Origin of the sequence: Jonquetella anthropi DSM 22815 (assembly GCF_000237805.1) — a bacterium.
In the GTDB taxonomy this organism is placed as follows: domain Bacteria; phylum Synergistota; class Synergistia; order Synergistales; family Dethiosulfovibrionaceae; genus Jonquetella; species Jonquetella anthropi.
Map to the genome: position 1 here is coordinate 838,795 of NZ_CM001376.1, position 25,592 is coordinate 864,386.

General features: G+C 58.8%; 22 protein-coding genes. 8 read left to right on the top strand and 14 right to left on the bottom strand.

Annotated elements, in window-relative coordinates; all coding sequences use genetic code 11:
- Nucleotides 1–31: 31 nt before the first annotated feature.
- Nucleotides 32–502 carry a DUF255 domain-containing protein gene (locus tag JONANDRAFT_RS03870; RefSeq protein WP_021775992.1) on the bottom strand — a complete coding sequence of 157 codons (471 nt, stop codon included), beginning with the start codon at nucleotides 500–502 and terminating at the stop codon, nucleotides 32–34.
- A gap of 70 nt (nucleotides 503–572) precedes the next feature.
- Between JONANDRAFT_RS03870 and JONANDRAFT_RS03875 the strand changes: the two genes are divergently transcribed.
- Nucleotides 573–1,460 carry a DMT family transporter gene (locus JONANDRAFT_RS03875; protein WP_008522850.1) on the top strand — a complete coding sequence of 296 codons (888 nt, stop codon included), beginning with the start codon at nucleotides 573–575 and terminating at the stop codon, nucleotides 1,458–1,460.
- Here JONANDRAFT_RS03875 and JONANDRAFT_RS03880 read toward each other — a convergent pair.
- Nucleotides 1,411–2,556 (bottom strand): glycerate kinase family protein, encoded by a 1,146-nt coding sequence (locus tag JONANDRAFT_RS03880; protein WP_233417378.1) that lies wholly within the window; start codon nucleotides 2,554–2,556, stop codon nucleotides 1,411–1,413. The two genes, JONANDRAFT_RS03875 and JONANDRAFT_RS03880, sit on opposite strands and share 50 nt — an antisense overlap.
- 198 nt (nucleotides 2,557–2,754) lie before the next feature.
- Here JONANDRAFT_RS03880 and JONANDRAFT_RS03885 point away from each other — a divergent pair, with 198 nt between their 5' ends.
- The 5 genes from JONANDRAFT_RS03885 to JONANDRAFT_RS03905 are packed head-to-tail and all read left to right on the top strand — an operon-like array spanning nucleotide 2,755 to nucleotide 8,580.
- On the top strand, nucleotides 2,755–3,534 hold the full coding sequence (locus tag JONANDRAFT_RS03885; RefSeq protein WP_233417379.1) for an IclR family transcriptional regulator: 780 nt from the start codon (nucleotides 2,755–2,757) through the stop codon (nucleotides 3,532–3,534).
- Between the two features lie 53 nt (nucleotides 3,535–3,587).
- Nucleotides 3,588–4,514 (top strand): glutamate formimidoyltransferase, encoded by a 927-nt coding sequence (ftcD, locus tag JONANDRAFT_RS03890; protein WP_008521125.1) that lies wholly within the window; start codon nucleotides 3,588–3,590, stop codon nucleotides 4,512–4,514.
- Nucleotides 4,515–4,518: 4 nt separating this feature from the next.
- A complete protein-coding gene (hutI, locus tag JONANDRAFT_RS03895) occupies nucleotides 4,519–5,763 on the top strand; it encodes an imidazolonepropionase (protein ID WP_008521127.1) in 1,245 nt (414 codons plus the stop codon).
- 46 nt (nucleotides 5,764–5,809) lie between these two features.
- Complete coding sequence (locus JONANDRAFT_RS03900; RefSeq protein WP_008522857.1) at nucleotides 5,810–6,439, top strand: cyclodeaminase/cyclohydrolase family protein; 630 nt, start codon at nucleotides 5,810–5,812, stop codon at nucleotides 6,437–6,439.
- 32 nt (nucleotides 6,440–6,471) lie between these two features.
- Nucleotides 6,472–8,580, top strand: coding sequence for a urocanate hydratase (locus JONANDRAFT_RS03905; RefSeq protein WP_008521131.1), 2,109 nt, complete (start codon nucleotides 6,472–6,474; stop codon nucleotides 8,578–8,580).
- Nucleotides 8,581–8,652: 72 nt separating this feature from the next.
- Here JONANDRAFT_RS03905 and panB read toward each other — a convergent pair whose 3' ends face one another.
- From panB to JONANDRAFT_RS03925, 4 genes are all read right to left on the bottom strand, one after another.
- Entirely contained in the window at nucleotides 8,653–9,483 is an 831-nt protein-coding gene (gene panB / locus JONANDRAFT_RS03910) for a 3-methyl-2-oxobutanoate hydroxymethyltransferase (protein WP_008522859.1), read from the bottom strand.
- A gap of 87 nt (nucleotides 9,484–9,570) precedes the next feature.
- On the bottom strand, nucleotides 9,571–10,512 hold the full coding sequence (locus tag JONANDRAFT_RS03915; protein ID WP_324602920.1) for a TRAP transporter large permease: 942 nt from the start codon (nucleotides 10,510–10,512) through the stop codon (nucleotides 9,571–9,573).
- A 153-nt stretch (nucleotides 10,513–10,665) separates the two neighbouring features.
- A complete protein-coding gene (panF, locus tag JONANDRAFT_RS03920; protein WP_008521144.1) occupies nucleotides 10,666–12,162 on the bottom strand; it encodes a sodium/pantothenate symporter in 1,497 nt (498 codons plus the stop codon).
- Nucleotides 12,159–12,509: a YhdT family protein gene (locus JONANDRAFT_RS03925; protein ID WP_008521146.1), complete on the bottom strand. Its 351-nt coding sequence runs from the start codon at nucleotides 12,507–12,509 to the stop codon at nucleotides 12,159–12,161. Before JONANDRAFT_RS03925 ends, panF begins: the two co-directional genes overlap by 4 nt.
- Before the next feature lie 364 nt (nucleotides 12,510–12,873).
- Between JONANDRAFT_RS03925 and JONANDRAFT_RS03930 the strand changes: the two genes are divergently transcribed.
- The gene (locus tag JONANDRAFT_RS03930) at nucleotides 12,874–13,725 is read left to right on the top strand and encodes an IclR family transcriptional regulator (protein ID WP_008521149.1); all 852 of its coding nucleotides are present in this window, start codon (nucleotides 12,874–12,876) and stop codon (nucleotides 13,723–13,725) included.
- 73 nt (nucleotides 13,726–13,798) lie between these two features.
- On the top strand, nucleotides 13,799–14,752 hold the full coding sequence (locus tag JONANDRAFT_RS03935) for a hypothetical protein (protein WP_155887018.1): 954 nt from the start codon (nucleotides 13,799–13,801) through the stop codon (nucleotides 14,750–14,752).
- 71 nt (nucleotides 14,753–14,823) lie between these two features.
- Here the strand turns inward: JONANDRAFT_RS03935 and fusA are convergent, their stop codons facing one another.
- The 8 genes from fusA to JONANDRAFT_RS03975 all read right to left on the bottom strand — a co-directional run bounded on the left by fusA (nucleotide 14,824) and on the right by JONANDRAFT_RS03975 (nucleotide 25,580).
- Nucleotides 14,824–16,905: an elongation factor G gene (gene fusA / locus JONANDRAFT_RS03940; protein WP_008522863.1), complete on the bottom strand. Its 2,082-nt coding sequence runs from the start codon at nucleotides 16,903–16,905 to the stop codon at nucleotides 14,824–14,826.
- A 101-nt stretch (nucleotides 16,906–17,006) separates the two neighbouring features.
- On the bottom strand, nucleotides 17,007–18,470 hold the full coding sequence (gatB, locus tag JONANDRAFT_RS03945) for an Asp-tRNA(Asn)/Glu-tRNA(Gln) amidotransferase subunit GatB (protein WP_008522865.1): 1,464 nt from the start codon (nucleotides 18,468–18,470) through the stop codon (nucleotides 17,007–17,009).
- Nucleotides 18,467–19,939, bottom strand: coding sequence for an Asp-tRNA(Asn)/Glu-tRNA(Gln) amidotransferase subunit GatA (gene gatA, locus JONANDRAFT_RS03950; RefSeq protein ID WP_008522866.1), 1,473 nt, complete (start codon nucleotides 19,937–19,939; stop codon nucleotides 18,467–18,469). The genes gatB and gatA overlap by 4 nt, the downstream gene beginning before the upstream one ends.
- A complete protein-coding gene (gene gatC, locus JONANDRAFT_RS03955; RefSeq protein WP_008521162.1) occupies nucleotides 19,939–20,241 on the bottom strand; it encodes an Asp-tRNA(Asn)/Glu-tRNA(Gln) amidotransferase subunit GatC in 303 nt (100 codons plus the stop codon). Before gatC ends, gatA begins: the two co-directional genes overlap by 1 nt.
- A 44-nt stretch (nucleotides 20,242–20,285) precedes the next feature.
- Nucleotides 20,286–22,298, bottom strand: coding sequence for an NAD-dependent DNA ligase LigA (gene ligA / locus JONANDRAFT_RS03960; RefSeq protein WP_008522868.1), 2,013 nt, complete (start codon nucleotides 22,296–22,298; stop codon nucleotides 20,286–20,288).
- Between the two features lie 24 nt (nucleotides 22,299–22,322).
- Nucleotides 22,323–23,846 carry a lysine--tRNA ligase gene (gene lysS / locus JONANDRAFT_RS03965; protein WP_008521164.1) on the bottom strand — a complete coding sequence of 508 codons (1,524 nt, stop codon included), beginning with the start codon at nucleotides 23,844–23,846 and terminating at the stop codon, nucleotides 22,323–22,325.
- A complete protein-coding gene (locus tag JONANDRAFT_RS03970) occupies nucleotides 23,815–24,843 on the bottom strand; it encodes a tRNA dihydrouridine synthase (RefSeq protein ID WP_008522870.1) in 1,029 nt (342 codons plus the stop codon). The genes lysS and JONANDRAFT_RS03970 overlap by 32 nt, the downstream gene beginning before the upstream one ends.
- Nucleotides 24,819–25,580, bottom strand: coding sequence for a type III pantothenate kinase (locus JONANDRAFT_RS03975; RefSeq protein ID WP_008521166.1), 762 nt, complete (start codon nucleotides 25,578–25,580; stop codon nucleotides 24,819–24,821). The genes JONANDRAFT_RS03970 and JONANDRAFT_RS03975 overlap by 25 nt, the downstream gene beginning before the upstream one ends.
- Between the last annotated feature and the right edge of the window lie 12 nt (nucleotides 25,581–25,592).

The following is a 25,592-nucleotide window of genomic DNA, read 5'->3' on the forward strand; positions in this document are numbered from 1 at the left end:
GGCGGCGTCCGAGCCTCTTTGACCCAGTCGTCTATGGTTGCTCTGCGGTGGGCCTGTCGGCTTCCCAGAGGTTTGCGATCGCCAGAAGTGTTTCGTACATCCCCTCCGGCCCGTTCAACAGCCGGTAAGTGGAGAGAAAAAACGGCCGGCCGTCTGCCAGCGCGGCGGCGAGAAGCGGCCAGCCGCCCCCTTCGCCGGTCGCCTGACAGGCGGACATGTAGTACCTATCCAAGTCGGGGCGTTCCTGCCGGTCGACTACCACGGGGACAAAACGGCGATTGATTAGCTCTGCGGCGTCAGGGTCACGAAACGTTTCCCGCGCTAGGACGTGGCACCAGTGGCAGGAAGCAAAACCGACGAGAACCAGCAAGGGCATGCCAGTTCGGCTGGCCTCTTCTCTCCCTGCGTCCCAGCCTCGCCAACGGACCAGATCCGACAGGTGCTGACGGACGTACTGGGATGAACTGGAAGAAAGCTCTTGGTAATCGTCTGATGAGTTCATCCGCCGTCGTCCTTTCCCTATTCTGGCCGCTTATCATGACTAAACATCTGTCTGCGGAGGTGTTCCTGCCGTGCTTCATGGAAAGACCAGTACCCTTGGGGATCTGGCCATATTGTTGTGCTGTATTCTTTGGAGCCTCTCGTTCGGAGCGATGAAGCTGGCGCTGAGCGCTGTCGGGCCGTTCTGGCTCATCGCGATTCGCTTCGCCATGACGGCTGCCGTGCTGGTCGTTTGTCTCCCCCGCCGCGCCGCGAAACTGACGCGGGCCGACTGGATTTCTGGCGCCGCCATCGGCGTGACGCTGTCGACGGCTCTTTTTGCTCAGGCTTCCGGGCTACGCTTTGCTGACACGGGGAAAATTGCGTTCCTGACGTCTGGGTACGTGGCTGTCCTGCCGGTGCTTCTGTGGCTCTGGGGACGAACGCCGAACAGAAGCGACGTCGTCTCTGCCGGTATCTGTACCCTCGGCATGGCGACCTTGTCGTGGACGCCCGGACTCGGCCTCGGCGCCGGAGAGCTGTGCGGCATCCTGGCGGCTCTGTCGTCGGCCGCTCAGATTCTCGCCGTAACGCTGATGATGAGGTATTCCAGCCCGTTGGCTGTTTCCATCACCCAGTCGATTTTAGGAACGGCGCTCAGCGTTCCGCTCGCCTTGGCCTTTGATCCTCTTCCTCAGGCGTTTCCAACTGGCTCAGTCTGGCTGGCGCTCGTCTATTTGGCGATCGGCTGCACGCTCGTGCCGTTTGCTCTTCAAATGTGGGCCCAACCGCTGACAACTCCAACCCGGGCCAGCCTGATCTTCTCCCTCGAGTCGGTCTTTGCCACGCTGGTCGGCGTCGCTTGGTTCGGCGAAACGGTGAGCCTTCGTTTTGTCGTCGGCGCCGGCCTTGTCCTCGCGTCCCTCTTGGTCAGCTCTCTGTGGCGGCCCGGTCGGACTTCTGAAGCCGCGACTGAGTGAACAGGCGGGTAACCGTCCCGGCCATCCGCTCCAAGTCGCTTTCGCTCCTTTTCAGCGCTTGAGCGAACGGACAGGGGCCCGCGCCGATGGCAAATGCGCCGCTTAAGCCGAGCGCTTCAATGTCCTTAAAGTCGCCCCCCAGGCTTCCAGTCAGTGCCACAAGAGGCACGCCGCAGGACTTCGCGCAGGCTGACAGCCCGGAAATGACCTTGCCGAAACCGGTCTGCGCGTCCAGACGTCCCTCGCCGGTAAAGGCCAAATCGGCCCAGCTCATCGCGTCCTTCAGACCGGTTAGCTCGGCCACCACGTCGATTCCCCGCAGAAGCGGGACGCTGAAAACGGCAGCAAGCCCAGCCGCGGCGCCGCCGGCCGCGCCGCCGCCCGGAAGGGTCGACACGTCCCGGCCTGTGGCCTGCAGGAGAACAGTTTCCCAATTGGCAAGCCCTGCGTCGAGCCGTTCAATCGTTTTGCCCCGCGCGCCCTTTTGAGGGCCGAAAACCGCTGCCGCTCCCAGAGGACCGCAGAGTACGTTTTGGACGTCGCACATCACGAGCCAATTCAAGCCGCTTAGCCGGCTGTCCATCTGGGACAGGTCCAGCTGGGCGATTTTTTCAAGGGACGCCCCACAGGGCGGAAGCAGGTTGCCACGTTGATCGGTTGCCCGAGCTCCTAACGCCGTCAGGATCCCGAGCCCGCCGTCGATCGTCGCGCTGCCTCCAAGGCCGAGCACAATCGTTCGGCAGCCGGCGTTCAGGACCTCGCGAATCTGCTCGCCGGTGCCTCGGGTGCTCGCTCGAAGCGGACTTCTCTTGTCCTTGGCGACGAGCGGCAGCCCGGAAGCCGCAGCCAGTTCGACAACAGCCCGTCCGTCCGGCAGCAGTCCCCACGACGCTTTCGTCAAGGCGCCGAGCGGGCCGTGAACGACAGACGTGCGCTTTTCGCCGCCGACCGCGGCCAGAAAGGCTTCGACCGTGCCCTCCCCGCCGTCGGCGACGGGGATAACCCGAGTGCGCGCGGCCGGACAGGCGCAGAGCACGCCGCGCTCGACCGCTCGGCCTGCCTGAAGCGCAGTCAAGTTTCCCTTAAAAGAGTCCATGGCTATGAGTACGTTTAACGTCATCGCTTCCTCCGCGGCAGCACAGGCTGAAAAAGGCCGCCGATGCGTTATTTTAGCATGATTCAGCTGACATAAGCTTTGTAGAACGCTTTGCGCGGCCCCGCCGTCAATTCGAGGAAGCGGCCCTGGCTCTTTGATACCTTGACTTTCAGAGAATCGGCCCGTATGATGAAATTAATGGGACAAGCTGTCCTGTTTATGGAGGTGGAGCGGGTGGACAAGGACGAGCGGCTCGACGCGGCGGCGAAAGTAGTTGTTCTGATGGAAGCGTTGACCCGCGGCAAGGGGCGTCTGACGGTTCGTGATCTCGAAGCTCAAACGGCAGTCCCTCGAAGCTCTGTGGGCCGACTCCTTCTTTCCCTGTCTTCTGCTGGCTGGGTCGTTCGGGATGCCAACGACCGGTTCTGCCCAAGCCTTCGTTTTCTGCTGCTCGGCAGGAGCGGAAACATTTCTGACGTCTTGGCCCAGCGGGTCGCCGGTCCGATGAGGGAACTCGCTCTGGCGACGGGAAAGACCGCGCTGCTCAGTCTGCTCGACGGCGACCGCGGCCTGTGCGTTCACACCGAGGAGCCGGAAATGGCGGTCAAGTTCGTCGCTCATCCCGGCATGACAGTGCCGCTTCACGCCGGAGCGACGGGAAAAATTCTCCTGAGCTGGGCGCCGGAAAGCGTCCGCGAAAAGGTTTTCCGTGCCTCGCCAGTTCGGCCTGACGGACGGCAGGCCTCCGAAAGCGCGCTGCGAAATGACGTCCAGACGATACGCCGTCAGGGCTGGGCGTTTTCTCAGGAAGAGTGGATCGCCCACGCCGCTGATTTGAGCGTGCCTGTTTTCGACCAGTCAGGCGAGTTTGTGGCTCAGCTGGGGTTGGCCGGACTGGCCGGAACGTTCTCAGACCGGTTTGATGAGCTCCTTCAGAAGCTGTTGGCAACGTCACGGGTCATCTCTCAAAACTTGTAGAACTTCGGCAGACCTGGGCCTGCCGCTCAATAAATTTTGAAAGGGTGTTGTCCATGGCAAGACAGTTAATCGAATGCGTACCGAATTTCAGTGAGGGCCGTCGTCAGGACGTCATCGAGGCCATCGTCGCCCCGTTTAAGAACCGCAAGGGCTGCTATCTGTTCGATTACCGGGCGGACCAAGACCACAACCGACTGGTAGTCAGTTTGGTCGGCGAGCCTCAGGCCATCTGCGACGCCCTTCTCGAGGCCAGCCGGGTTGCGGTCGAGAATATCGACCTGAACACCCATCAGGGAGCTCACCCCCGTCTTGGCGCGGTGGACGTCATCCCCTTCACGCCGGTGAAGAACATCACCATGGACGAGTGCGTCGAGCTGGCTCACAGCTTCGCCAAACGGTTCAACGACGCGCTTGACGTGCCCGTGTTCTTCTACGAGGCCGCGTCCGTCCGGCCGGACCGCACTCGGCTTGAGCAGATTCGCAAGGGCCAGTACGAAGCCCTGAAGGAACTTGTAAAGACTGACCCGAGCCGTCAGCCCGACGTGGGAACCAAGGATCGGCTTCACCCCACCGCCGGAGGCACGGTCATCGGCGCCCGCAAGTTCCTCGTGGCCTACAACGTCAACCTGAACACGACGAACAAGGCTATCGCCGACGCCATCGCCAAGCGCGTTCGCGCCTCCGGCGGCGGCTTCGCCTGCGTCAAGGGCATGGGCGTTGACTTGAAAGAAAAAGGCCTTGTCCAGGTGTCGATGAACATCGTTGACTACGAGAAGACCGCCATGTATCGGACCCTTGAGTTCATCCGCATGGAAGCGGCCCGCTGGGGCGTGACCGTCAACGGCACCGAAGTGTACGGCATGATTCCCGCCGGGGCACTGCTGGACAGCGCGGCGTACTACATGCAGATCGACGACTTCCAGAACGAGCAGGTGCTGGAGCTCAAGCTGCTGGAACTGATGGGAGAACAGGAAGCGTAGCGCCATGAGCGCGTCCCTTTTTACCAACGTTTCAATTACGACTCCTATCAGCGGTGAGAGACCGGCCGCCGGCTCGGAACAGGGGCGGGTGGTCAGCTGGGAGCGCGGCGCACTGCTGGCCTGCGACGGCATTATTCAAGCGGTCGGCGACGAGGACGAAGTCAAGGCGACAGCCGAGGCGTTTGACGACGTCACGGAGGAAGACTGCGACGGGTGCTGCATGATTCCCGGCTTCGTCGACCCTCATACCCACATCTGCTTTGCTGCTCGGCGGGAAAAAGAGTTCTCCATGCGGCTGGCCGGCAAGACCTACTTGGAAATCCTCGCCGCTGGCGGCGGTATTCTCTCCTCCGTCAAGGCGGTGGAAGGAGCCACCGAAGAAGAGCTGTTTGAAGAGACTCTGAGCAACGTCCTGTCGGCCCTCTCGACCGGCACGACGACCATGGAAATCAAGAGCGGCTACGGCCTGACGACCGAGCTGGAGCTCAAAATGCTTCGGGTCATCGGCCGAATCGCCGAAGAAACGCCGCTGGACATCGTCCCGACCTTCATGGGCGCTCACGCGGTTCCGCCGGCGTACAAGTCCGACCCGGATAAGTACATCGACTTGATGATCTCTGAAATGCTCCCGGCCGTGAAGGCACAGGGCATCGCGAAGTTCTGCGACGTGTTCTGCGAAGAGGGCGTGTTCACTGTCCCTCAAAGCCGCCGGCTTCTGCAGGCGGCCCGGGACCTTGGCATGGGGCTGAGGATCCACGCCGACGAAGTGTTTGACACCGACGGCGCAGGGCTGGCGGCAGAACTCGGAACCATTTCTGCAGAACACCTGCTGGCTGCCAACGAAAAGAACTTGGCCGCCATGGGACGGGCCGGCGTCATCGCCGACCTGTTGCCCGCCACGGCCTACAGCCTGAAAAAGCCCTACGCCCCGGCGCGGAAGATGATCGACTTGGGCGTGCCGGTTGCCTTGGCAACTGACTGCAACCCGGGAAGCTGTTTCTGCGAGTCCATGCCGTTTGTCGTCGGGCTGGCCGTCATGAACATGAACATGACGGTTGAAGAGGCCCTCGTCGGGGCCACGCTGAACCCGGCGTGGAGTCTTGGAATGCAGGACAAGATCGGCAGCTTGGAAAAAGGAAAGCAGGCCGACTTCCTCCTGCTCGACGGGGAGACGCCGGCGATCCTCGCATACCACGCCGGCACGAGCCCAGTCGTCGAAGTGTACAAGCGCGGCGTGTACGTTTCTTAGTGTGGTTTTAGTTTTTTGAACCAATAAATCTGAAAGGGGATATTACATGAAGCTCGTGGAAATGACTGTAACCGGTTTTGTGAAGGAACTCGCGTCCAACTCTCCTGCGCCTGGCGGCGGCAGCGTGGCGGCCCTTGCCGGCAGTTTGGCTGCCGGACTTGCCTCCATGGTTTCCGAACTGACTGTCGGTCGGGAAAAGTTCAAGGACAATGAGCCGATGATCAAGCCGCTGCTGACCGAGGGGAAAGAACTCGCGTCGGAGCTGCTGGACCTGATCGACGAGGACACAGAATCGTTCAACGAGCTGATGAAAGCGTTTAAGTTGCCCAAGGGCACTGACGAGGAAAAAGCGGCCCGGAGCAAGGCCATTCAGGCGGCCACGAAGGTGACCATTGAAGTTCCGCTGAAAACCTGCGAAGCCTGCGCCAAAGCGGCCTGCTTGGCAAAAACTGCCGTGACCTACGGCAATCCGAACGCCGTCACCGACGGCGGCTCTGCCGCTCACATGGCCATGGCCGGCGCCATTGCCGCCAGCTACAACGTGAGAGTGAACCTGCTGGGCTTCAAGGACGAGGCGTTCTCGGCTTCCGTCAAGGACAGAATTAAAAAGGCGCTCGAGACTGCAGAAGCCGCCGTGGCCGACGTTAAAGCGCTGCTTGAGAAGGCTCTGGCATAACAAAAGTTTATATCTTCTGAGGAGGCGTCACAATGAACGAAGCGAAAACGCGGGATAAGACCGCCCAATCTGCTGCACAGGCGGCCCGTTTGTTCGCAAAAAGCGAAAACAGCCTCAACCGCGAGGCGATGACGATTAAGCTGGACGCTACTCTGCCCGATTATCCGAAGTTCGTCGAAGGCATCCGTCGCGCTCCTGACCGGGGCTGGACGCTGTCCCAGTCCGAAACCGAACTGGCGCTCAAGAACGCCCTTCGATACGTCCCTGAGGAGCTGCACGACGCCTTGATCCCCGAGTTCATGGAAGAGCTCCGCACCCGTGGCCGCATCTACGCCTACCGGTTCCGGCCGGAAGGGAAACTGCACGGCAAGCCGATTGACGAGTACAAGGGGAAATGCTTGGCCGGCAAGGCATTCCAAGTGATGATCGACAACAACTTGGACTTTGACGTTGCTCTTTATCCCTATGAGCTCGTCACCTACGGCGAGACCGGACAGGTCTGCCAGAACTGGCTTCAGTACCGGCTCATCAAGAAGTACTTGGAGCAGCTCACCGACGACACCACTCTTGTCATCGAAAGCGGCCACCCGGTCGGACTGTTCGCTTCCAAGCCGGAAGCGCCGCGGGTCATCATCACCAACGGACTCCTTGTCGGCCTGTTTGACAACCAGGAGGACTGGCACCGGGGCATGCAGCTCGGCGTCACCAACTACGGTCAGATGACCGCCGGCGGCTGGATGTACATCGGCCCGCAGGGCATCGTGCACGGCACATTCAATACCATTTTGAACGCCGCACGGCAGAAGTTCGGCGTCGGCCCCAGAGAGAACTTGGCTGGCATCCTGTTCGTCTCGTCAGGACTGGGCGGCATGAGCGGCGCTCAGCCCAAGGCCGGCGAAATCGCCGGTGCTGTGGCTGTTATCGCTGAAGTTGACGCCTCCCGAATCAAAACGCGGTACGATCAGGGCTGGGTGAGCAAGGTCGCCGAGACGCCTGAAGAAGCGTTCGCTCTGGCCAAGGAGGCTCTTGCGGCCAAGAAGGCCCTGTCGATCGCCTACCACGGCAACGTGGTCACCCTTCTGGAATACGCCGACAGCCACGACATCTTCATTCATCTTCTCTCCGACCAGACGTCCTGCCACGCCGTTTACGATGGCGGCTACTGCCCTGTCAGCCTCACCTTTGAAGAGCGGACGAAGATGCTTCACGAAAACCCGGAGGAATTCCGCCGCCGTGTAGACGAGTCCCTCCGCCGCCACTTTGAAGTCATCAAGCGGCTTACCAAAAAAGGCACGTTCTTCTTCGACTACGGCAACGCCTTCATGCGGGCCGTCTTCGACGCCGGCGTCAAGGAAATTGCCAAGAACGGACAGGACACCTACGACGGGTTCATTTGGCCATCCTACGTCGAAGACATCATGGGGCCCGTCCTGTTCGACTACGGCTACGGACCGTTCCGCTGGTGCTGCCTGAGCGGCCGGCACGAAGACCTCGTGGCAACCGACCAGGCCGCAATGGACTGCATCGATCCCAACCGGCGTAGCCAAGACTACGACAACTGGGTCTGGATCCGCGACGCGGAAAAGAACAAACTCGTCGTCGGCACCCAGTGCCGCATTCTCTACCAGGACGCCGAAGGCCGTCGGGACATCGCCCTGCGGTTCAACCAGCTGGTCAGGGAAGGGAAAATCGGCCCGGTCATGCTTGGCCGTGACCACCACGACGTCTCCGGGACGGACAGCCCGTTCCGCGAGACCAGCAACATCTATGACGGAAGCAACATCTGCGCCGACATGGCAACTCAGACCTTCGCCGGAAACGCCGCCCGCGGCATGACGCTGTGCACGCTTCACAACGGCGGCGGTGTCGGCATCGGCAAGTGCATCAACGGCGGATTCGGCCTGCTGCTCGACGGCCGGCCGGAAACCGACGAGATCATTCGTTCGTCCATGATGTGGGACGTTTTAGGCGGAGTAGGCCGCCGCGCATGGGCGCGCTGCAACCACGCCGAAGAAGTGGCGCGGGAAGTCAACGCCAAGTACCCGGGCAAGTACCATATCACCTTGCCCTATCGGCCAGATGCTGACAAAGTCTCCGCAGCGGTGGCCAAGGCTATCGCCCAGCGGGAAGAAAAGAAATAGCTTTTTTCTCGAAACAAACAGGGAGGCCGGCTTCTGGTAAAGAAGTCGGCCTCCCTTTTGTGCGCCAAAAGACTAATAAAGCTTGTTCAGCGGGACATCCTTATTGAAGCTGTACTCGTCGGACGGGAACTCTCCGCTGAGAGATTCTTTATGGAACTCGTTCAACGCGTTCACCATCACGTCGCGCACGTTGGCGAACAGCTTGACGAACTTCGGCTTAAAGTCGCCGTACATTCCAAGCAAGTCCTGCGTCACGAGGACTTGGCAGTCGACATATGGGCCGGCTCCAATGCCAAGAATCGGGACGGAGACGGCCTCGCTGATCGCCTTGCCGACCACCTTGGGAACGCACTCGAGGACGATCGAGAACGCGCCGGCCCGCTCCAACTCCTTGGCGTCCTCAATCAGTTGCTGAGCCGCTTCAGGCGTGCCGCCCTGGACTTTGAAGCCGCCAAGCTGCGTCGCGTTCTGCGGCGTCAGCCCAATATGCCCCATCACAGAGATGCCCGAGTTGACGATCGCATGAACCAGCTCGGCATATTTGGCTCCGCCTTCCAGCTTGACGCAGTCACAGCCGGTTTCTTTGATCATGCGCGTGGCGTTTTCGATGCCCTGCTCGATGCTCTTATTGTACGATCCGAAAGGCATATCGCCGACGATAAACGTGTTGGGAGCGCCCTTCACAACCGGACGAATGTGGTGAATCATATCGTCCATTGTGACGGGCGTTGTGTCCTTATAGCCCAGCATGATCATGCCCAGAGAGTCCCCGACCAGAATAACTTCCACGTCGCTTTGGTCGACGATCGAAGCCATCGTGTAGTCGTACGCCGTCACGTAAGCAAACTTTTTTCCCTCCGCCTTGTACCGTTTGAAATCAAGAACCGACATCTTCTTCTTCATGCTGAAGTCTCCCTCGGAATGAATTAACGTTACGCCCTCAACTGCACGCTACGAAAACATGCTTCTGCGCATCACAAGAACATTCGGTCAGCACAGTCCCATTGCCCGCGGCAGGAACGTGCTCAAAGCAGGTACAAACGTGAGAATAAAAATGTCGACGATCATCACAAGAATGAATGGGATAGCAGCTCTGGTAATATCCTCCAGCGTTATATCCGCGATAGAACAGCTCACAAATAGGCACACTCCAAGTGGCGGAGTCACCATGCCGATGGCTAAGTTCACCACCAGCACAATGCCGAAATGAAGCGGATCCACGCCAATAGCGGTGACAACTGGCAGGAGAACTGGAACAAGAATGATGATCGACGCCACTGTTTCCATGAAAGTGCCAATAAACAGAAGCAGCAAGTTGATGAGGATCAAAATGAAGATTTTGTTCGTCGTGATGCTGAGAAGTGCCTTAGTCACCATTTGAGGAATATGGTGTGCTGTAATGACCCAACTGAAGGCAGATGAGGCCCCAATGATGAACATCACGACCGCAGTACTCACGGCTGTTTTGACGAAAATCGACTTGATCTGCTGCACTTTCAGTTCGCGGTAGACGAAAAAACCGACAAACAGCCCATACACGACGGCGACGACTGCCGCTTCGGTTGGGGTAAACACCCCGCCGTAAATGCCGCCGAGAATAATTACCGGCATGAGGAGGGCCCAAAATGCTTCTTTAAAAGCCTTCCACCTGCTTCTCCAACTGTACCGTTGGTCTCCCCGGTACCCGTTTTTACGAGCGATAACCCACGCGACCGCGATTAATGAAAAACCAATGAAGATGCCAGGAAGCACGCCGCCCATAAAAAGCCCGCCGACTGATACGCCGGTCATCACCCCGTAAATGATCATAGGAATGCTCGGCGGAATCATGACTCCCAACGTCCCAGCGGTTGCCTGCACAGCGGCGGTGTAAGGCTTCCCGTAACCACAGATCTTAATGGTGTTTCGTATAGTAAAACATAATATTACTATGTGATTTTCATTATAGTGTCGCTTTAACGATTGTCAAGTAACGTATTAAAGCAAGATTTTGATGAAAGAATATCGTGGCAGCTATGCGCTAGATGCTCGCCGAACAAAATAGAAAAGGCCGTCCCAAGCGGGACGGCCTGACAGAATGATTAATTAAAGTTCCCAGAAAAGGCGAATCACTCGCTCGGAAGGCTTTTTCGTAGTTTGAGAGACGATGACGAAGGCGATCAACGACAGGACAAGGGACGGCACGATCGGGTGCAGGGCCAGAGGGCGAGGAACGTAATAATTGAAGACCAGATACGAGCCAATTCCCACGACCATACTGGCAAGAGCTCCTTGAGCGTTGGCTCCTTTCCAGTACAATCCCAAAATCGTCGGCCACAGAAACGTCGAAAGTTGTCCCGCGGTGGCGAACAGGTTGAGCCACACCATCAGGTCCGGCGGGTTGAAAGCGAGTGCGATCGTGATGAGACCGACGACAGAGCAGGTGAAAAACGTCAGGCGGCGAAGGGTTTTAGCCTTCGTTTTCAGCTCTGGCCTGATATAGTTCACCAAAAGGTCGTTGACAATGGCCGCGACGACGACCAAAAGTTGAGAGTCGACGGTCGACATGGCGGCGGCCAACGGTCCGGCTAGGACGATGCCGGCAATCAGCGGGTGGAACAGGTTCTTGATGAGCGTCGGGACGACCAAGTCGCCGGCGGAGATGCCAGACACCTGCGTCACTCCGAAGGCTCCTACTAAGTGCATCCCCATCAGTAGCAGCAAAGACACGACGCTGCCGTACACGATGGCAGAGTGCATACTCTGGGTGTCTTTATAGCTCATAGCGCGCTGGGAGACTGCCGGAAGGCCGATAACGGCAAATCCGACGAGAACCCAGAAGCTGGATACCCACGGGACCGTCATGAAGCCTTCCTGTGCGCCGAACGGCGAAATGGTGTTCGGGTTCATGGCTTTCATGGTCTGAATGATGTTCGCGATGCCGCCGCCGTTAATGACGACAGCGGCGAAAAGCGCCACAGTTGAGCATGTCATGACAATTCCCTGCAACGTGCCGTTAAACGCCACGCCCCGATAGCCGCCTACCGCTGTGTGAACGATCACAGTGACGGCGAAGAAAAGAAGCGCGCTCTTGTAGTCCAAGCCGGTCGATCCCTGAAGCAGCCGACTGGCGCCGATCAGCTGTGCGGCAATTGCCGCGATGAGAAAGAAAATGATTGACAGGGAAGCAATGATCAGCACGGCCTTGCTCTCGTACCGCTGGCGCAGGAAGTCAGAAATAGAGTTCGCCCCCGTTTTTCGGGAGACGATAGCGAACTTCTTCCCCAAAACCATGAGGGTGTAATATCCGGTGGGGATCTGAGCCATCGCTAAAAAGACCCACGCCAAGCCGTGGCGGTAGGCCGTGCCTGGCCCGCCGATAAAGCTGCCGGCGCTGAGATACGTTGAAACGAGCGTCATCGCTAGGACAAAGCCGCCGGTGGAGCGGCCGCCGATCATGTACTCTTCGAGGAACGCGGATCCGCTACCGCCTTTTCGCTTGCTGGCCCGATTGACCATCGCGGACGCGTAGAAGCCGATCGCGTACATCGCGGCGAAGTAAACGACGACGGGCACTAAGGTCAGCCACTCGATGGAGTTCATCGCTTTTGGACCTCCTTGCGCACAAACGCAGCAGCTTCTTCTTCGGTCATGCGGTCCAAGGACATGTTGAGGAGCTTTCGTTTAACGATGTAAATTGTCGCGCCGACGGCGAGGAGAGAATTAAGTATGCAGCTGATGAAAAACCAAGCCGGGAATCCCATGATGTACGAGTAATTTTCCACTGGGCCGCTTCCTAATCCATAGCCTGCAATGGCCCAGACTGCTAAATTGACGAGCCCTAAAATAATTCCGTACCGCGCCTCGCGCTCGCAGACCTTGTACCGAGGGTCTTCGACGAAACCGTATTCGTTTTTCTTGAGAACGCTGGTATCCTCTTTCTCCCCCATCCCCGCAGCCTCCTTATCAGCAGCAAATTTTTAACGCTCGATGGAACAAAGACTGAACCTGTAACTACAGAATGCAAACCCCGTCCATTAGATATAACGGTGAAATTTAGATTGTCCCTATATAATATTTAGGTGCCTTGTGCGCATGACTCTGGGACTCTGGCGGGGGAAATGCATCTCATTTATAGTATAAGCCAGACAATAAGGTTAATTTTAGGAAGCAGCGAAACAGTTTAGGAAATACGTTCGTTCGTATGTACCTTCCAACGCACCGACAGTGATTGTACAACGTTAATCAGAGGCGTGCAGGCACAACATCAGGCTTGCGGTCTTTCAATCTTCCTTTTGAAGGAGTCTAGAAACGATGTCAGAAGACACTCAACCGCGCAAACAAGTGCAAACGCTTGTCCGGGCGTTCTCTATTATCGAGGCGTTAACGGATCACGCCGAACTTGGCGTTTCTGAGATTGCCGAGGCAGTCTCTCTCGATAAGAGCACGGTATACCGGATCCTGAAAACGTTGAAGTCGTTAGGATATATTGACCAGAATCCCAGGACGTCCAAATACTTAAACGGCTTGAAGTTTTTCAAGATCGGCAACGCGGTAATCCAGCATACAGGCCTTGATCAGATCGCGTCGCCGGCCATGCACAAGCTGTCGACGAGGACCGGTGAAAGCGTCAATCTGGCAGTTCTGGCCGGTCACTCGGTCATGTATATCTACAAGATTGAGAGTTCGCTGCCACTTCAAATTCACTTGCCCCTTGGATCTCTTTTCCCGCTGTACTGCACCGGGTTGGGGAAAGTTCTTCTCGCGAACCTGCCGGAAGAAAAGCTCGACCGATTGCTGTCTGAGTCCGCGGAACATCCGACACCTCGGGGGCTGCGGCAGTTTAAGGCCTACACAGAAAATACGATTACCGATGAAACAACACTGCGTGAAGAATTGGCCCTTATCAGGGAAAAAGGCTATGGGGTCGATAATCAGGAACAGTTCCGCGGTATTTCATGCTTGGCCGCGCCGATCTTTAACCATACCAATGAGGTCATCGCCGCTCTGAGCATCACGCTGCCTCACATTACTGGGATAAATATCCAGATGAAGATTGAAGCGGTTCTGCCGTTCCTCCTTGAAGCGACCAAGGAGATTTCTAAGACGTTAGGCTCCACACGTGTCGACAAGCCTCAAACGGGCTACACGGGCTGGTTCGTTTGATAAAGGTCCTTTTATCTGAATGCTTTCTTTTTGCCTGAGAAGTGGCCAGTTCCTTGTGTTACGCGGAGTCAACTTGTTGACTCCCTTTTGTCCTGCTGTTAAAGTAGCTTTGCCCTCTGATCAGGCCGTTTGTGGGGTAATATTTTCTTGGAGGAAAAATATGAATCGTCTTTTTTCATTCGCCGGCGCGGCGTTGCTGCTGGCAACTTTTATTTCCCATGCCGAAGCCTTTTCTAACGAACCATCCGGCTATGGAGGACTGAATTGGGGGACTCCTCAAACGACAAAGCAGGCTCGTTTTCTTCCTATGATGGACGGGGACACAAAAAATTTTGTGCGGGAAAAGCGCGAAAAAGAACCTTTTGGATCCATTCCCACCAAATTGGTGATTTATCAGTTCTCTTCCGGCAAGCTTTCGGCCGTAGAAATGGCATTTGCAGCAAACCAAAAGGCCGCCGCGTTGAAAGAGTGCTCTCAGCGTTGGGGGGATCCTCAGCAGGTTGAGTTGACGGACACAAAAGGGGCCAAGGGGTACCTGTGGCAAGGGCAAAAGACGACTTGTCTTTTGTTTCCTCAGGACAACTTGTGGATTCTGCGGCTCTATCCCACGCCGGCGAATGTGGCGCCTCGCGCCCCGACTTTGAAGAACGAGCCGACGAGCTTCGGCGGTATCAAGGCCGGTCAAAAAGCTGCGTCGTTCAAGAAGGCTCTTCAAAAAGTCACTTCCACTGGAAAAGGCGTAGATCTCTACGTCAAGACAAAGCCGGAGACGTCGTGGAACGGCGTGCCGGCGGTGGGAGTTTATTACGAGTTCGGCCCGCAGGGGTTCCGAGCCGGCGGCGTTCAGGTTTTGGAAAAAGACAAGGCCGCTCTGCTGGCAGCCTGCAAAAAACTTTGGGGCGCGCCCCAAAAGACGACGCCGGCGAAAAGCTCTGTTCCGGACGCTCAATGGACCGGCGCGGCGGTTCGTATCGTCCTTCAATCGCTTCCCAACGGTCAACAGGCCGCTCTGCTGATTAGGTTCTAGAAAAGAGAAACTCGTCCAAAGAAAAGTCCCGCCCCGTGCCGCTCGCGCGGTATGAGGCGGGACTTTTGAAGCTACTCCTCTTCTTCGGCCAGCAAGCCCTGACGGGCGGCGATAATCTTCTTGCTGACTTCTTCCGGCACCGTGTCGTAGTGTGAAAATTCCATGGTGAAGGTGCCGCGCCCAGAGGTCATGGAGCGAAGCTGAATGGCGTACTGGAACATTTCAGACTGAGGAACCTGAGCCTTGACGACCTGCAGCCGTCCCAGCGAGTCGACGCCCATGATGCGGCCGCGCCGGGTGTTGAAGTCGCCCATCACGTCGCCTAGGTAGGTGTCGGCGACCATGACTTCAACGTTCATGATCGGCTCAAGGAGCACAGGCGAGGCTTCTGTCATGCCCTTTTTGAACGCCAAGTGTGCGGCAGTCTTGAAGGCCATTTCGGAGCTGTCGACGTCGTGATAGGAGCCGAAGTAAAGCGAGGCCTTAAAGTCTACCGTCGGGTAGGCAGCCAAGACGCCTTTGACCATGCACTCCCGCAGGCCCTTTTCAACGGCCGGGATGTACTGCTTGGGAATCGCGCCGCCAACGATCTTGTCCTCAAACTCGAATCCGGCGCCCCGCTCTAGCGGAGAGAACTCGATGTACACGTCGCCGTACTGGCCGTGTCCGCCGGTCTGCTTCTTGTGCTTGCCCTGAGCCTTGGCGGACTTGCGGATGGTTTCCCGATAGGGCACGTTCGGCGTGCGGGTGTTCAGGTTAACGCCGTAGCGCTCCTTGATCTTGGCTAAGGCGATGTCCAGATGAAGGTTGCCCATGCCGGACAGCACGTTGTCGTTGGTTTCCGGGTTCTTTTCAAACCGAAGGGTCAGGTCCTCTTCGAGCATCCGATGAACCGCGTTGCCCAGCTTGTCCTCGTCGCCTCTGGACTGGGCGTCAACGGCCACAGAGTACACCGGCGTGGGGAACTTGATGGTGGGATACAGGACCTTGCTGCCAGCTTTGCCCAAGGTGTCGCCGACACGCGTGCTGGTGAGCTTGGGAATGGCGACGATCATGCCGGTGGTGATTTCCTTGACGTCAACGCCGTCTTTGCCCTGCATGATCTTGAAGCTGCTGATCCGTTCCTCTTCCTGCCGGTTGACGTTGTAAATGGTCTGGTCGCTGGTCAGCGTGCCCGAGTTGACGCGAATGAACGAGAGCTTGCCAACGTAGGGGTCGACCATGACTTTGAAGCACAGCGCGCTGAACGGGGCCTGAGGATCGGCTTTGATGAAGATCTCCCGATCTTCTTTCACAGCCGGCCGCTCTCTCATGGCCGTCGGGTCGGGCAGATAGTTGACGATCAGGTCCATCAGCTGCGGTACGCCGATGTTAGCAGTGGCAGAACCGGGCATGACGGGGAAGATCTTGCACTTGGCGATGCACTGGCGAAGCACAGGAATGAGCTCGTCAACGGGGATGTCTTCGCCGTCCAAGTACCGCAGCATCAGCTCATCGCTGTCCTCGACGATTGCCTCGACGAGGTATCCGCGGGCGCGGTGTGCATCCGTAACCATGTCGGCAGGGATGTCGCCTTCCTTGAACTTGCCTGAGGCGTCGTCGTAGATGTACGCCCGGTCTTTAAGGATATCGACCACGCCTTTAAATCCCGCCTCTTTGCCGACTGGCAGCAGAAGACGGTAGGCGTTTTTGGTCAGGTCAGCGCGGATCTGCTCGAAAACGCCGTTGTAGTCGGCGTTTTCCCGGTCCATTTTGTTGATGAAGAAAATCGTGGAAGTCTCAAACTCTTTGGCAAATTCCCACGCCTTGTCGGTCTGGACTTCAACGCCGTCAGTGGCGCTGACGACCATAACAGCGCTGCCGGCAACCCGCAGGGCGGAGCGCATTTCGCCGATGAAGTCCGCGTAGCCGGGCACGTCGAGAACGAAAACCTTTTTCCCGCGATGGTCGAAGTTCAGCAGCGAGGTGCTGATCGAAATGGTCCGTTTCTGCTCCTCGGAAGAGAAGTCGGAGGTGGTATTGCCCGCTTCAATCGTCCCGAGTCGGGTAACGGCGCCGGCGTCAAACAGCATGGCCTCCGTCAGGGAAGTCTTGCCGGCTCCACCGTGGGCCACCACGGCGATGCTTCGAATGTCTTCTGTTCTGAGTGCCATTCACCTGTACCTCCTTAAGGGGTTTCCTCAACGGGACAGCGTTCGTGCCGAGGCAGAGCTTCCCGCAATTACTGATCTATTGTAACAGATTCAGACCGTTTTTAACCGATCTTCTCGTCCAGCAGGGCAGAAACTTCCTGAGGCGAGGCCTGTCCCTTCACTTCCCTCATGATCAGTCCCTGCAGGAATTTGCGCTTCTTGTCCTTTTTGTCCTGACCGGAACGGATGACTTCCAGCACGTCCGCGTTGGCGGCCAGAACCTTTTCCACGATCTGCCCCAGCTCGCTCCCTTCGACGGCGCCGATGCGCTGATTCGTCGCCTTGGCGGCCTCTTCTGCGGTCATGTTCTTGGCAATCATCACTTCGAAGAGCTCTTTCGCCTGGGTGGTGGAAATCTTTCCGTCTTCGTTCAGCTTAATCAGGCCAGCCAGCCGTTCCGGGGACATGGGCCGCTTTTCAGCCGAGAAGTCGCCGGTCACAAGGCGCAGCACGTCGTTAAGGATCCAGTTTGACGCTTTGCGCGGGCTGGCGCCAGCGGCGACGATCTCTTCAAAATAGTCGCCCAGCTCTCGGCTCTCATACAGCACATCCACGTCCTCAGCCGGCAGTCCGTACTGGCTCAGGTACCTCTGATACCGGGCATCCGGCAGTTCCGGCAGGCTGCGCGCCTGTTGGTCGACAAAGTCTTGGGTTAAGACAAGCGGCGGTAGATCCGGCTCGGGGAAGTACCGGTAGTCGTTTGCTTCCTCCTTGCTTCGGGACGCGGTGGTAACCCTGTTGGCGTCGTCCCAGTTGCGCGTTTCTGCCGTCACGTGCCGGCCGCTTTCCACAAGGGCGATGTGGCGCTGAATCTCGTAGGCCAAGGCGCTTTCAATGGCCTTCAGCGAGTTCATGTTCTTTACTTCCGTGCGGGAGCTCCATCGGCCGTCGTCAAACTTGACGGAGATGTTGGCGTCACAGCGCATTGATCCCCGCTCCATGTCGCCGTCGGAAATGCCAAGATACCGAACGAGTCGCCGAATGGCCATGACGTACCTCTTTGCCTCGCCGGGCGACCGAAGGTCCGGGTCGGAGACGATTTCGGCCAGCGGGACGCCGGAACGGTTGAAGTCGACGAACGACTGGGTGGACGACACGATTCGGCCGTCGCTGCCGCCGTGAACGAGCTTGCCGGCGTCCTCCTCCAGGTGAAGGCGAGTGATGCCTACTTTCTTCAAGTTGCCGTCGTCGTCGGTGATCGTTAAGGTGCCGTGCTCGGCCAGCGGGAGGTAGAACTCGGAGATCTGGTACGCCTTCGGAAGGTCGGCGTAGAAGTAGTTCTTGCGGTCAAACCGGGTGACCAGATTGATATGGCAGTTCAGCGCCAGCCCGCCGCGGACGCCCATGCGGACGACCGCCTCGTTCATCACCGGCAGAGAGCCGACCTGACCGGTGCAGCGCGGGCAGATATTGGTGTTCGGCACGGCGCCGATATAGTCGGTGCTACAGCGGCAGAAGAGTTTTGTCTTGCTGTTCAGCTGAACGTGAATTTCAAGGCCGATGACTGGATGATAAGAAGCCGTCATGACCGCACCTTCCCTTCCGCGATGACGTTTTCATGTTCGCTGCCTAACAGAGCAGCCAAGTTCAGCAGTTTCCCGTCGGTCCACTGGGCGCCGACGAGCTGAAGTCCGACTGGAAGTCCGTTATCGGTGAACCGGGCCGTGTAGGTGACGCCCGGCAGCCCGGCCAAGTTCACCGGGATGGTGAACAGGTCAGCCATGTACATGGCGACCGGGTCCGTGACCTCGCCAATGCGGTATGCCGGCGTCGGCGACGTGGGCAGCAGAAGGGCTTCAACCGAAGAAAACGCCTGAGCGAACTCCTCTTTGAGTTTCTGCCGAACCTTTTGGGCGGTCAGGTAATAGGCGTCGTAGAACCCGGAACTGAGCACGTACGTGCCGGTCAGAATACGGCGCTTTACCTCCGGGCCGAAGAACCTGCCCCGGGTGCGGGTGTACAGGTCAATGAGCGACGACGCGCCCACCGCTGCCGAGCCGTAGCGCACGCCGTCGTACCGGGCAAGGTTGGCGCTGGCTTCTGCCGGGGCCAAGACGTAGTAGCACGCCAAACCGTACTTCATCGTGACGGGAAGCGAAACGTCGACGACGTCGGCGCCGAGGTCGGCCAAGCGCTTTCTGGCGTCGCTCAGGGTTGAACGAACCTGAACGTCGATCGACGAGGCCATGTCCTCCGGCAGGCTCAGGACGCCGATTTTATGCCCCTTAAGGTTCTCTGGCCGACGAATTGACAGGTCAGGAGCCGGGCGTTTCGCCGAAGTAGAGTCGTACGGGTCGAACTGGCAGAGGACGGTCAGTAGCAGGGAAAGGTCTTCCGGGGTCCGGGCAAAGCCGCCAACTTGGTCGAGCGACGAGGCGTACGCGCCCAGTCCGTACCTGCTCACCTGTCCATAGGTGGGCTTCATGCCGAACAGGCCGCAGAACGACGCGGGCTGACGAATGGACCCGCCGGTGTCGCTGCCAAGCGCCAGCGGCGCGTAGCCGACAGCCACAGCCGCGGCGCTGCCGCCTGAACTGCCGCCGGGGACACGGGATGGATCCCACGGGTTATAAGTGGGGCCGAAAGCCGAGTTCTCGGTGGAGCCGCCCATGGCGAACTCGTCCATGTTTGCCTTGCCTAAGAAGACCGCGCCGGCCTGACGAAGGAGTTTGACTACCGTCGCGTCGTACGGCGGCACGTAGTGCTCCAGCATCTTCGAAGCGCAGGTTGTGGGCATGTCGTTGGTGCACAGGTTATCCTTCAGGATAACCGGCACGCCGTGCAGAAGGCCGAGGGGCTTTCCCGCCTGACGGGCGGCGTCTGCGGCGTCGGCGTCAGCCAGCGCCTGCGTTTTGTTAATAAACAGCAGGGCGTGCAACGTCGGCTCAAGGGCCTCAATCCTGTCAAAGCATGACTGGACAATCTGACGGCTGGTGAACTTGCCGGCAGCCATCCCGTCGAGCATTTCTCGGGCAGTCAGTCGAAAAAGGTCCATTACTCTTCGTCGCCTCCGATCTTAGGCACGCGGAAGAAGTCCCCGTCCCGCTGAGGGGCCTGGGAGAGAATCGCTTCTCGGTTCGATCCGCTGTCGCCGATCTCGTCGGGCTCCAGTCTCATGGACTCGGCGCCTTCCTTGTCAGCCAGATCGACCGACGAAACGTCCAGTTCTTTCAGCACTTCAAAGTAGGACAGGACGCTGCCGAAATGCTTTTCCAACGCGTCAAGCTCGCTCGGATCAATTTCCAGTCTGGCGAGTTTGCCGATTTTCAGGATTTCTTCCTTCGTGAGGCCAGTCATGGTATCCTCCTTCGCTGATGCTTTTCTCGGCAAGGCCGAGTTTCTTACAGTGTACTCTTTGCCGCCTGAAGCCGGGACAGAAATTCTTCTTCTGAGATCACCGGGATCCCCAGGCTGTTTGCCTTATCAAGTTTACTCCCTGCGGCCTCTCCGGCTACAAGAAGCGTCGTCTTGGAGCTGACCGATCCTGTGACTTTCGCCCCGAGACCGCGCGCCAATTCTGAGGCCTGTGACCGAGGCATGGACGCCATCTCGCCGGTGAAGACGATCACCTGCCCTGTCCACGGCCCCGGTTGGGCCGGCTGAGTTGGCTCGCGCGACGTGCACGCCTCAAGTCCCAGCGACGAAAAGTCCTGAAGCAGGGCCCTGTTTGCCGAGTCAGCCAGCCATGACGCTACCGAACCGGCAATCGCCGGGCCAATGCCCTCGACCTTCGAGAGCTCGTCTTCCGTCGCCTGTCCTATGGCCTCTAAAGAGCCGAACCGGCCTACCAGCGCGCGGGCGGCCGACGGCCCGACCAGCGGAATTCCCAGAGCGACGAGAAGTCTGTCTAACGGCCGTTTTTTGGCCCCTTCTAAAGCTTGGACGAGCGAAGAGGCCGATTTCTCGCCCATTCGCTCCAGGCCGGCCAGCTGATCGGCCGTCAGCCGATACAGGTCAGCCAGAGTGACGACAAGACGGGAGCTCAGCAGCTGCTGGGCTAAAGCCTCGCCGAGACCGCGAACGTCCATGGCGCCCCGGGAAGCGAAATGAACGAGCCTGGCGAGCATTTGCGCCGGACAGCTGACGTTCTGACACCGTAGAGCCGCCTCGCCTTGAAGCTGAACCACCGGATGACCGCAAGACGGACAGCGTTCCGGCATGATAAACGGGGTCTGAGTCCCGTCCCGGCGCGAGGCGTCCGACTTCACCACCTCCGGGATAATCTCCCCGGCTTTTCGGACGGTAATCCAGTCGCCGACGCGGATGTCCTTGCGGGCAATCTCTCCGCCGTTGTGCAGGCTTGCCCGCGACACGTTGGTTCCCGACAAGACGACCGGCTGAAAGATCGCCACCGGGGTGATGACGCCTGTTCGGCCGACTGAGACGTCGATCGCGTCTAGGTGAACCGTTTTCTCTTCCGGCGGGTACTTGAACGCCACGGCCCACCGAGGCGTCCGCGACGTCGCCGACAAAAGATCCCAGTCGGAAAGCTTGTTCGCCTTGAACACGACGCCGTCGGTTCCATAGGACAGATCGAACCGTCGGTCTCGCCACTCTTCGACGAACTGAGCCGCTTCGGCCGTTCCCCTGCTGACGCGCCAAGCCGGCTGAACGGGAAGGCCGACTGACGCCATCCAGTTCAGGCAGTCGGACTGCGTCTCAAACCCCCGTTCGTGCGGGTTCATCACGTAGTACAGAAAAACCTGCAAATTCCTTTGAGACGTCACGGTCGGGTCAAGCTGGCGCAATGACCCGGCGGCCACATTGCGCGGGTTGGCGAAAAGCGCTTCGCCGGCTTCTTCCCTGCGCCGGTTAAGGGCCTCAAAGCTCGTTTTGTCCATGTAGACTTCGCCGCGCACCTCAAGCAGCCCGGGGACTGAGCCGCGCAGCTTGAGAGGCAGGGAGCGAACGGTCCGCAGGTTGGCGGTTACGTCCTCGCCCACGTGTCCGTCGCCCCGGGTGGCACCGCGGACGAAGACGCCGTCCTGATAGATCAGCGATATAGCCAGCCCGTCGATCTTGAGCTCGCAGCACCATTCCGATTGGGAACCGATTTCCTTTTCCGCGCGAGCCAGCCAGCCCGTCAGCTCTTCGGGGCTGAACACGTCTTCCAAGCTGAGCATCGGAATTTGGTGCGTGACCTTTTCGAAGGCGTCCAGCGCCGTGCCGCCAACCCGCCGGGACGGCGAATCGGGGCGTATCCAGTCAGGGTGCTCCCGCTCGATGGACAAAAGCTCGTTCATGAGCTGGTCCCACTCGAAGTCGCTCAGCACTGGGGCGTCTTTGACGTAGTACAGGTACGAGTTCTCGTTGACGGTCTCAACCAGTTCGTCGTAACGGGCTCGGTCCGACACGCTTCTGCCTCCTCGTTTCGGTAGTTACTTCTGTCCTTCTCCAGCCTGCAGAGGCTTCATCGTCGGGAAGAAAATGACGTCCCGAATGGACTTGGAGTTGGTGAGGAACATGATGACCCGGTCCATGCCGATTCCAAGGCCGCCGGTGGGCGGAAGCCCCTGCTCAAGAGCCTCGACGAAGTCCGCGTCGTACGGGTGCGTCTCGTCCTCCCCTTCGCTCTTCTTTTTCATCTGGTCGATGAACCGGGCTTTCTGGTCGACTGGGTCGTTCAGCTCGCTGTACCCGTTGGCCAGCTCCTTGCCGCAGCAGAACAGCTCGAACCGATGGGTGTAATCCGGGTTCAGCGGGTCCTTCTTCGCCAGCGGGGAAATCTCAACCGGGTGGCCGGTGACAAACGTGGGTTGAATCAGCTGGTCTTCGACAAACTCTTCCATGAACTCGGTTAGAATCTTGAACCGGCTGTCCGTCGGCTTCACTTCTAGGCCGCGGGACGCAGCCTCTTTTCGGGCTTCTTCGTCGGTCAGCGACGAGAAATCAACGCCGGTATGCTCCTTGACCAGCTCGACCATGCTGGCCCGGCGGAACGGCGACTCGAAGTCAAGGCTCGTGCCCTGCCATTCGATTTTCGCCTTACCGTTGGAGGCCACGGCGGCGTTTCGGATCAGCTCTTCGGTCAGGTTCATCATGACCTCATAGTCGCAGTACGGCCAGTACACTTCCATCATGGTGAACTCGGGGTTGTGCATCAGGTCCATGCCTTCGTTGCGGAAGTTCTTTCCAATTTCGTAGACCCGGCCCATCATGCCGACCACGAGACGCTTGTGGAACAGCTCGACGGCGATGCGCAGGTACATGTCCATGTCGAGGGCGTTGTGGTGGGTGATGAACGGCCGGGCGTTGGCACCGCCAGCCAAGTAGGAAAGCACGGGCGTTTCAACCTCGAGCGTGCCGTGACTTTCAAGCGTGGAGCGGAACGACGTGATGATGGCGGCCCGGCGGCGGAACACGTCGCGCACCTCCGGGTTGGCGATCAGGTCGACGTAGCGCTTCCGGTAGCGCACTTCCATATCCGACAATCCGTGCCACTTCTCTGGCAGCGGGCGAAGCGCCTTGCTGAGCAGCTGGAACGACTTGACGGCGACGGTCAGTTCGCCGCGCTTGGTTCGGAAGGGGTGGCCGCAGAGGCCGATGATGTCGCCGGTATCGATCCACTTCTTGAAGAACTCATATTCTTTTTCTCCAAGAGCGTTGAGCTGGAAGTAAATCTGAATGGTTCCCGTCTCGTCCTGCAGGTGGGCAAATGCCAGCTTCCCCTGCCGGCGGATGGTCATCACCCGTCCGGCCATGGAAAGCGCGGCGCTTTCGTCGGCCTGTTCGGGCTCAAGAGCCCCATAGGTCTCGGCGACAGCTTGAGCCGTGTGGGTCACGTTCCACTTTTCGGGCTTGTACGGGTTGTACCCTTCCTCTTCGTTCAGGCGGCGGAGCTTGTCAAGCCTCTGACGGACAATTTCAGTATCAGCCGTCAAGTTCTGCGGCGTTTCTGGCATGTTCTTTTCCCCTTTCACTTTGGCCGAACCACTCGTCCAGCCGAATTTGCATTTCGTTCCAATCGTTGATAGGACCAAGAGTTCGGCGCAGCGCGCCGGCTCCAGCCTGAAACTTGAAAAAGCCGGGGGCAAACCGCTTGACCATTCCCAGCGCCATTTTTGGGCCGTGAAGCCGTTCCAGTTCTCCGGCAAATTCGCAAAAGATTTCGTACCGAGACGCCAACGAGGGCCGCGCTTCCGGACGCCCGCTCAGCAGGTCAAGCGACCGAGGGACGATAAACGGGTCGGCGATAAACCCTCTGGCGAGTAGGACGGCTCCGGCGCCGGCCGAAAGGTAGTCGAGAACGTCCTCTGCGGTAAAAACGTCGCCGGAAGCGAGGATTCTCCCCGGGAAGGCCCGGCACAGCTCTTTGACCGATTTCCGATCCGCCTGCCCTTCGTACCGCTGGCCAGGCGTCCGCCCGTGAACGGCAACGCAGCTCGCGCCGGCTTCAAACAGGATTTGGACAAATTCTTCGGTCGTGATGCCCGATCCGGCAGGTTCTTTTCTCACCTTAGGCCACACAGGGAATCCAAAGCGGCACAGCTCCCGCACCATGCTGGCGGCTTCGTCCGGCCGGTCAAGCAGCGCCGAACCGGCGCCTCGCTTCAGCACCTTGGGCATCGGGCAGGCCATGTTGATTCCCAGCGCGTCGAAAGGCCCGCAGGTCAGGGCGACTTCCGCACCCCGGACAAGCGACTCTGCGTCGCCGGCAAAAAGCTGAGCGACCAGCGGCCGGGTATCGTTCGTCTGATCAAGCACCCGAAGGGTCTGACGGCCGCCGCGAACCAACCCTGTGGCGCTGGCCATTTCAGTGTGGGTCAGCCCCGCGCCGAGCTGTACCGCTAAGCGCCGCACCGCCGCGGTCGTCACGCTGGCCATCGGAGCCAAAAACAGCGGGTTCGCCGCTCTGACGCCGCCGACGGAAATATTTAGGCTATCCGACTCGCGATACACGACAGGCCAATCAGCGTCAGTGCAGGATCGACGCGCTCTATTCGCTCAGAAACCGACGCCACAGTCCCGGCGTGCCCGCCGGTAGCGATGACTTTAAACGAAAGGCCGAGCTCTTTCTCGATTCGCCCCACCATGCCGTCGATCAGAGCGGCCGTCCCCTGGATAACGCCGCTTCGGATGCACTCGGCCGTGCAGCGGCCGACGACTTTTTTCGGCGCGGTCAGGTTGATTTTTGGCAGTTTGCTGGTGTTCCCAAACAGGGCCTCAACGCTCGTCACGAGGCCGGGGCCGATCGTCCCGCCGACGTATCGGGGTCCCGGGAGCACCACGTCGAGCGTAATAGCTGTGCCGAAATCGGCGACGATCACCGGCGCGCCGACCAGCTCGACGGCACCAACCGCGTTGACCAGCCGGTCGGCTCCGACCTCCGACGGAATGTCCAAGTCGACTTGGACGCCTAAGTCCATGTCGTACCGAACCGACGGGCAGTCGAGACCGAAATAGTTTTTCATGGCCTCCTGAAAGCGCGCGTCGAGCCCGGGAACGACGCTGGCAAGGATAGCCGACGTCAAAACAGACTTCTCAAAGCCGGCAAGCCGAAGAAGGCCGTCTATAGCCAATCCTATCTCGTCAGAGGTTCGTCGGGTCGTTACCAGCCGCCACTGGGCCTTTACGTCGCGCCCGTCAAGAACTCCTAATGTGGTCGTCGTGTTGCCCACATCAATGGCAAGAAGCATTTCATCACCTCG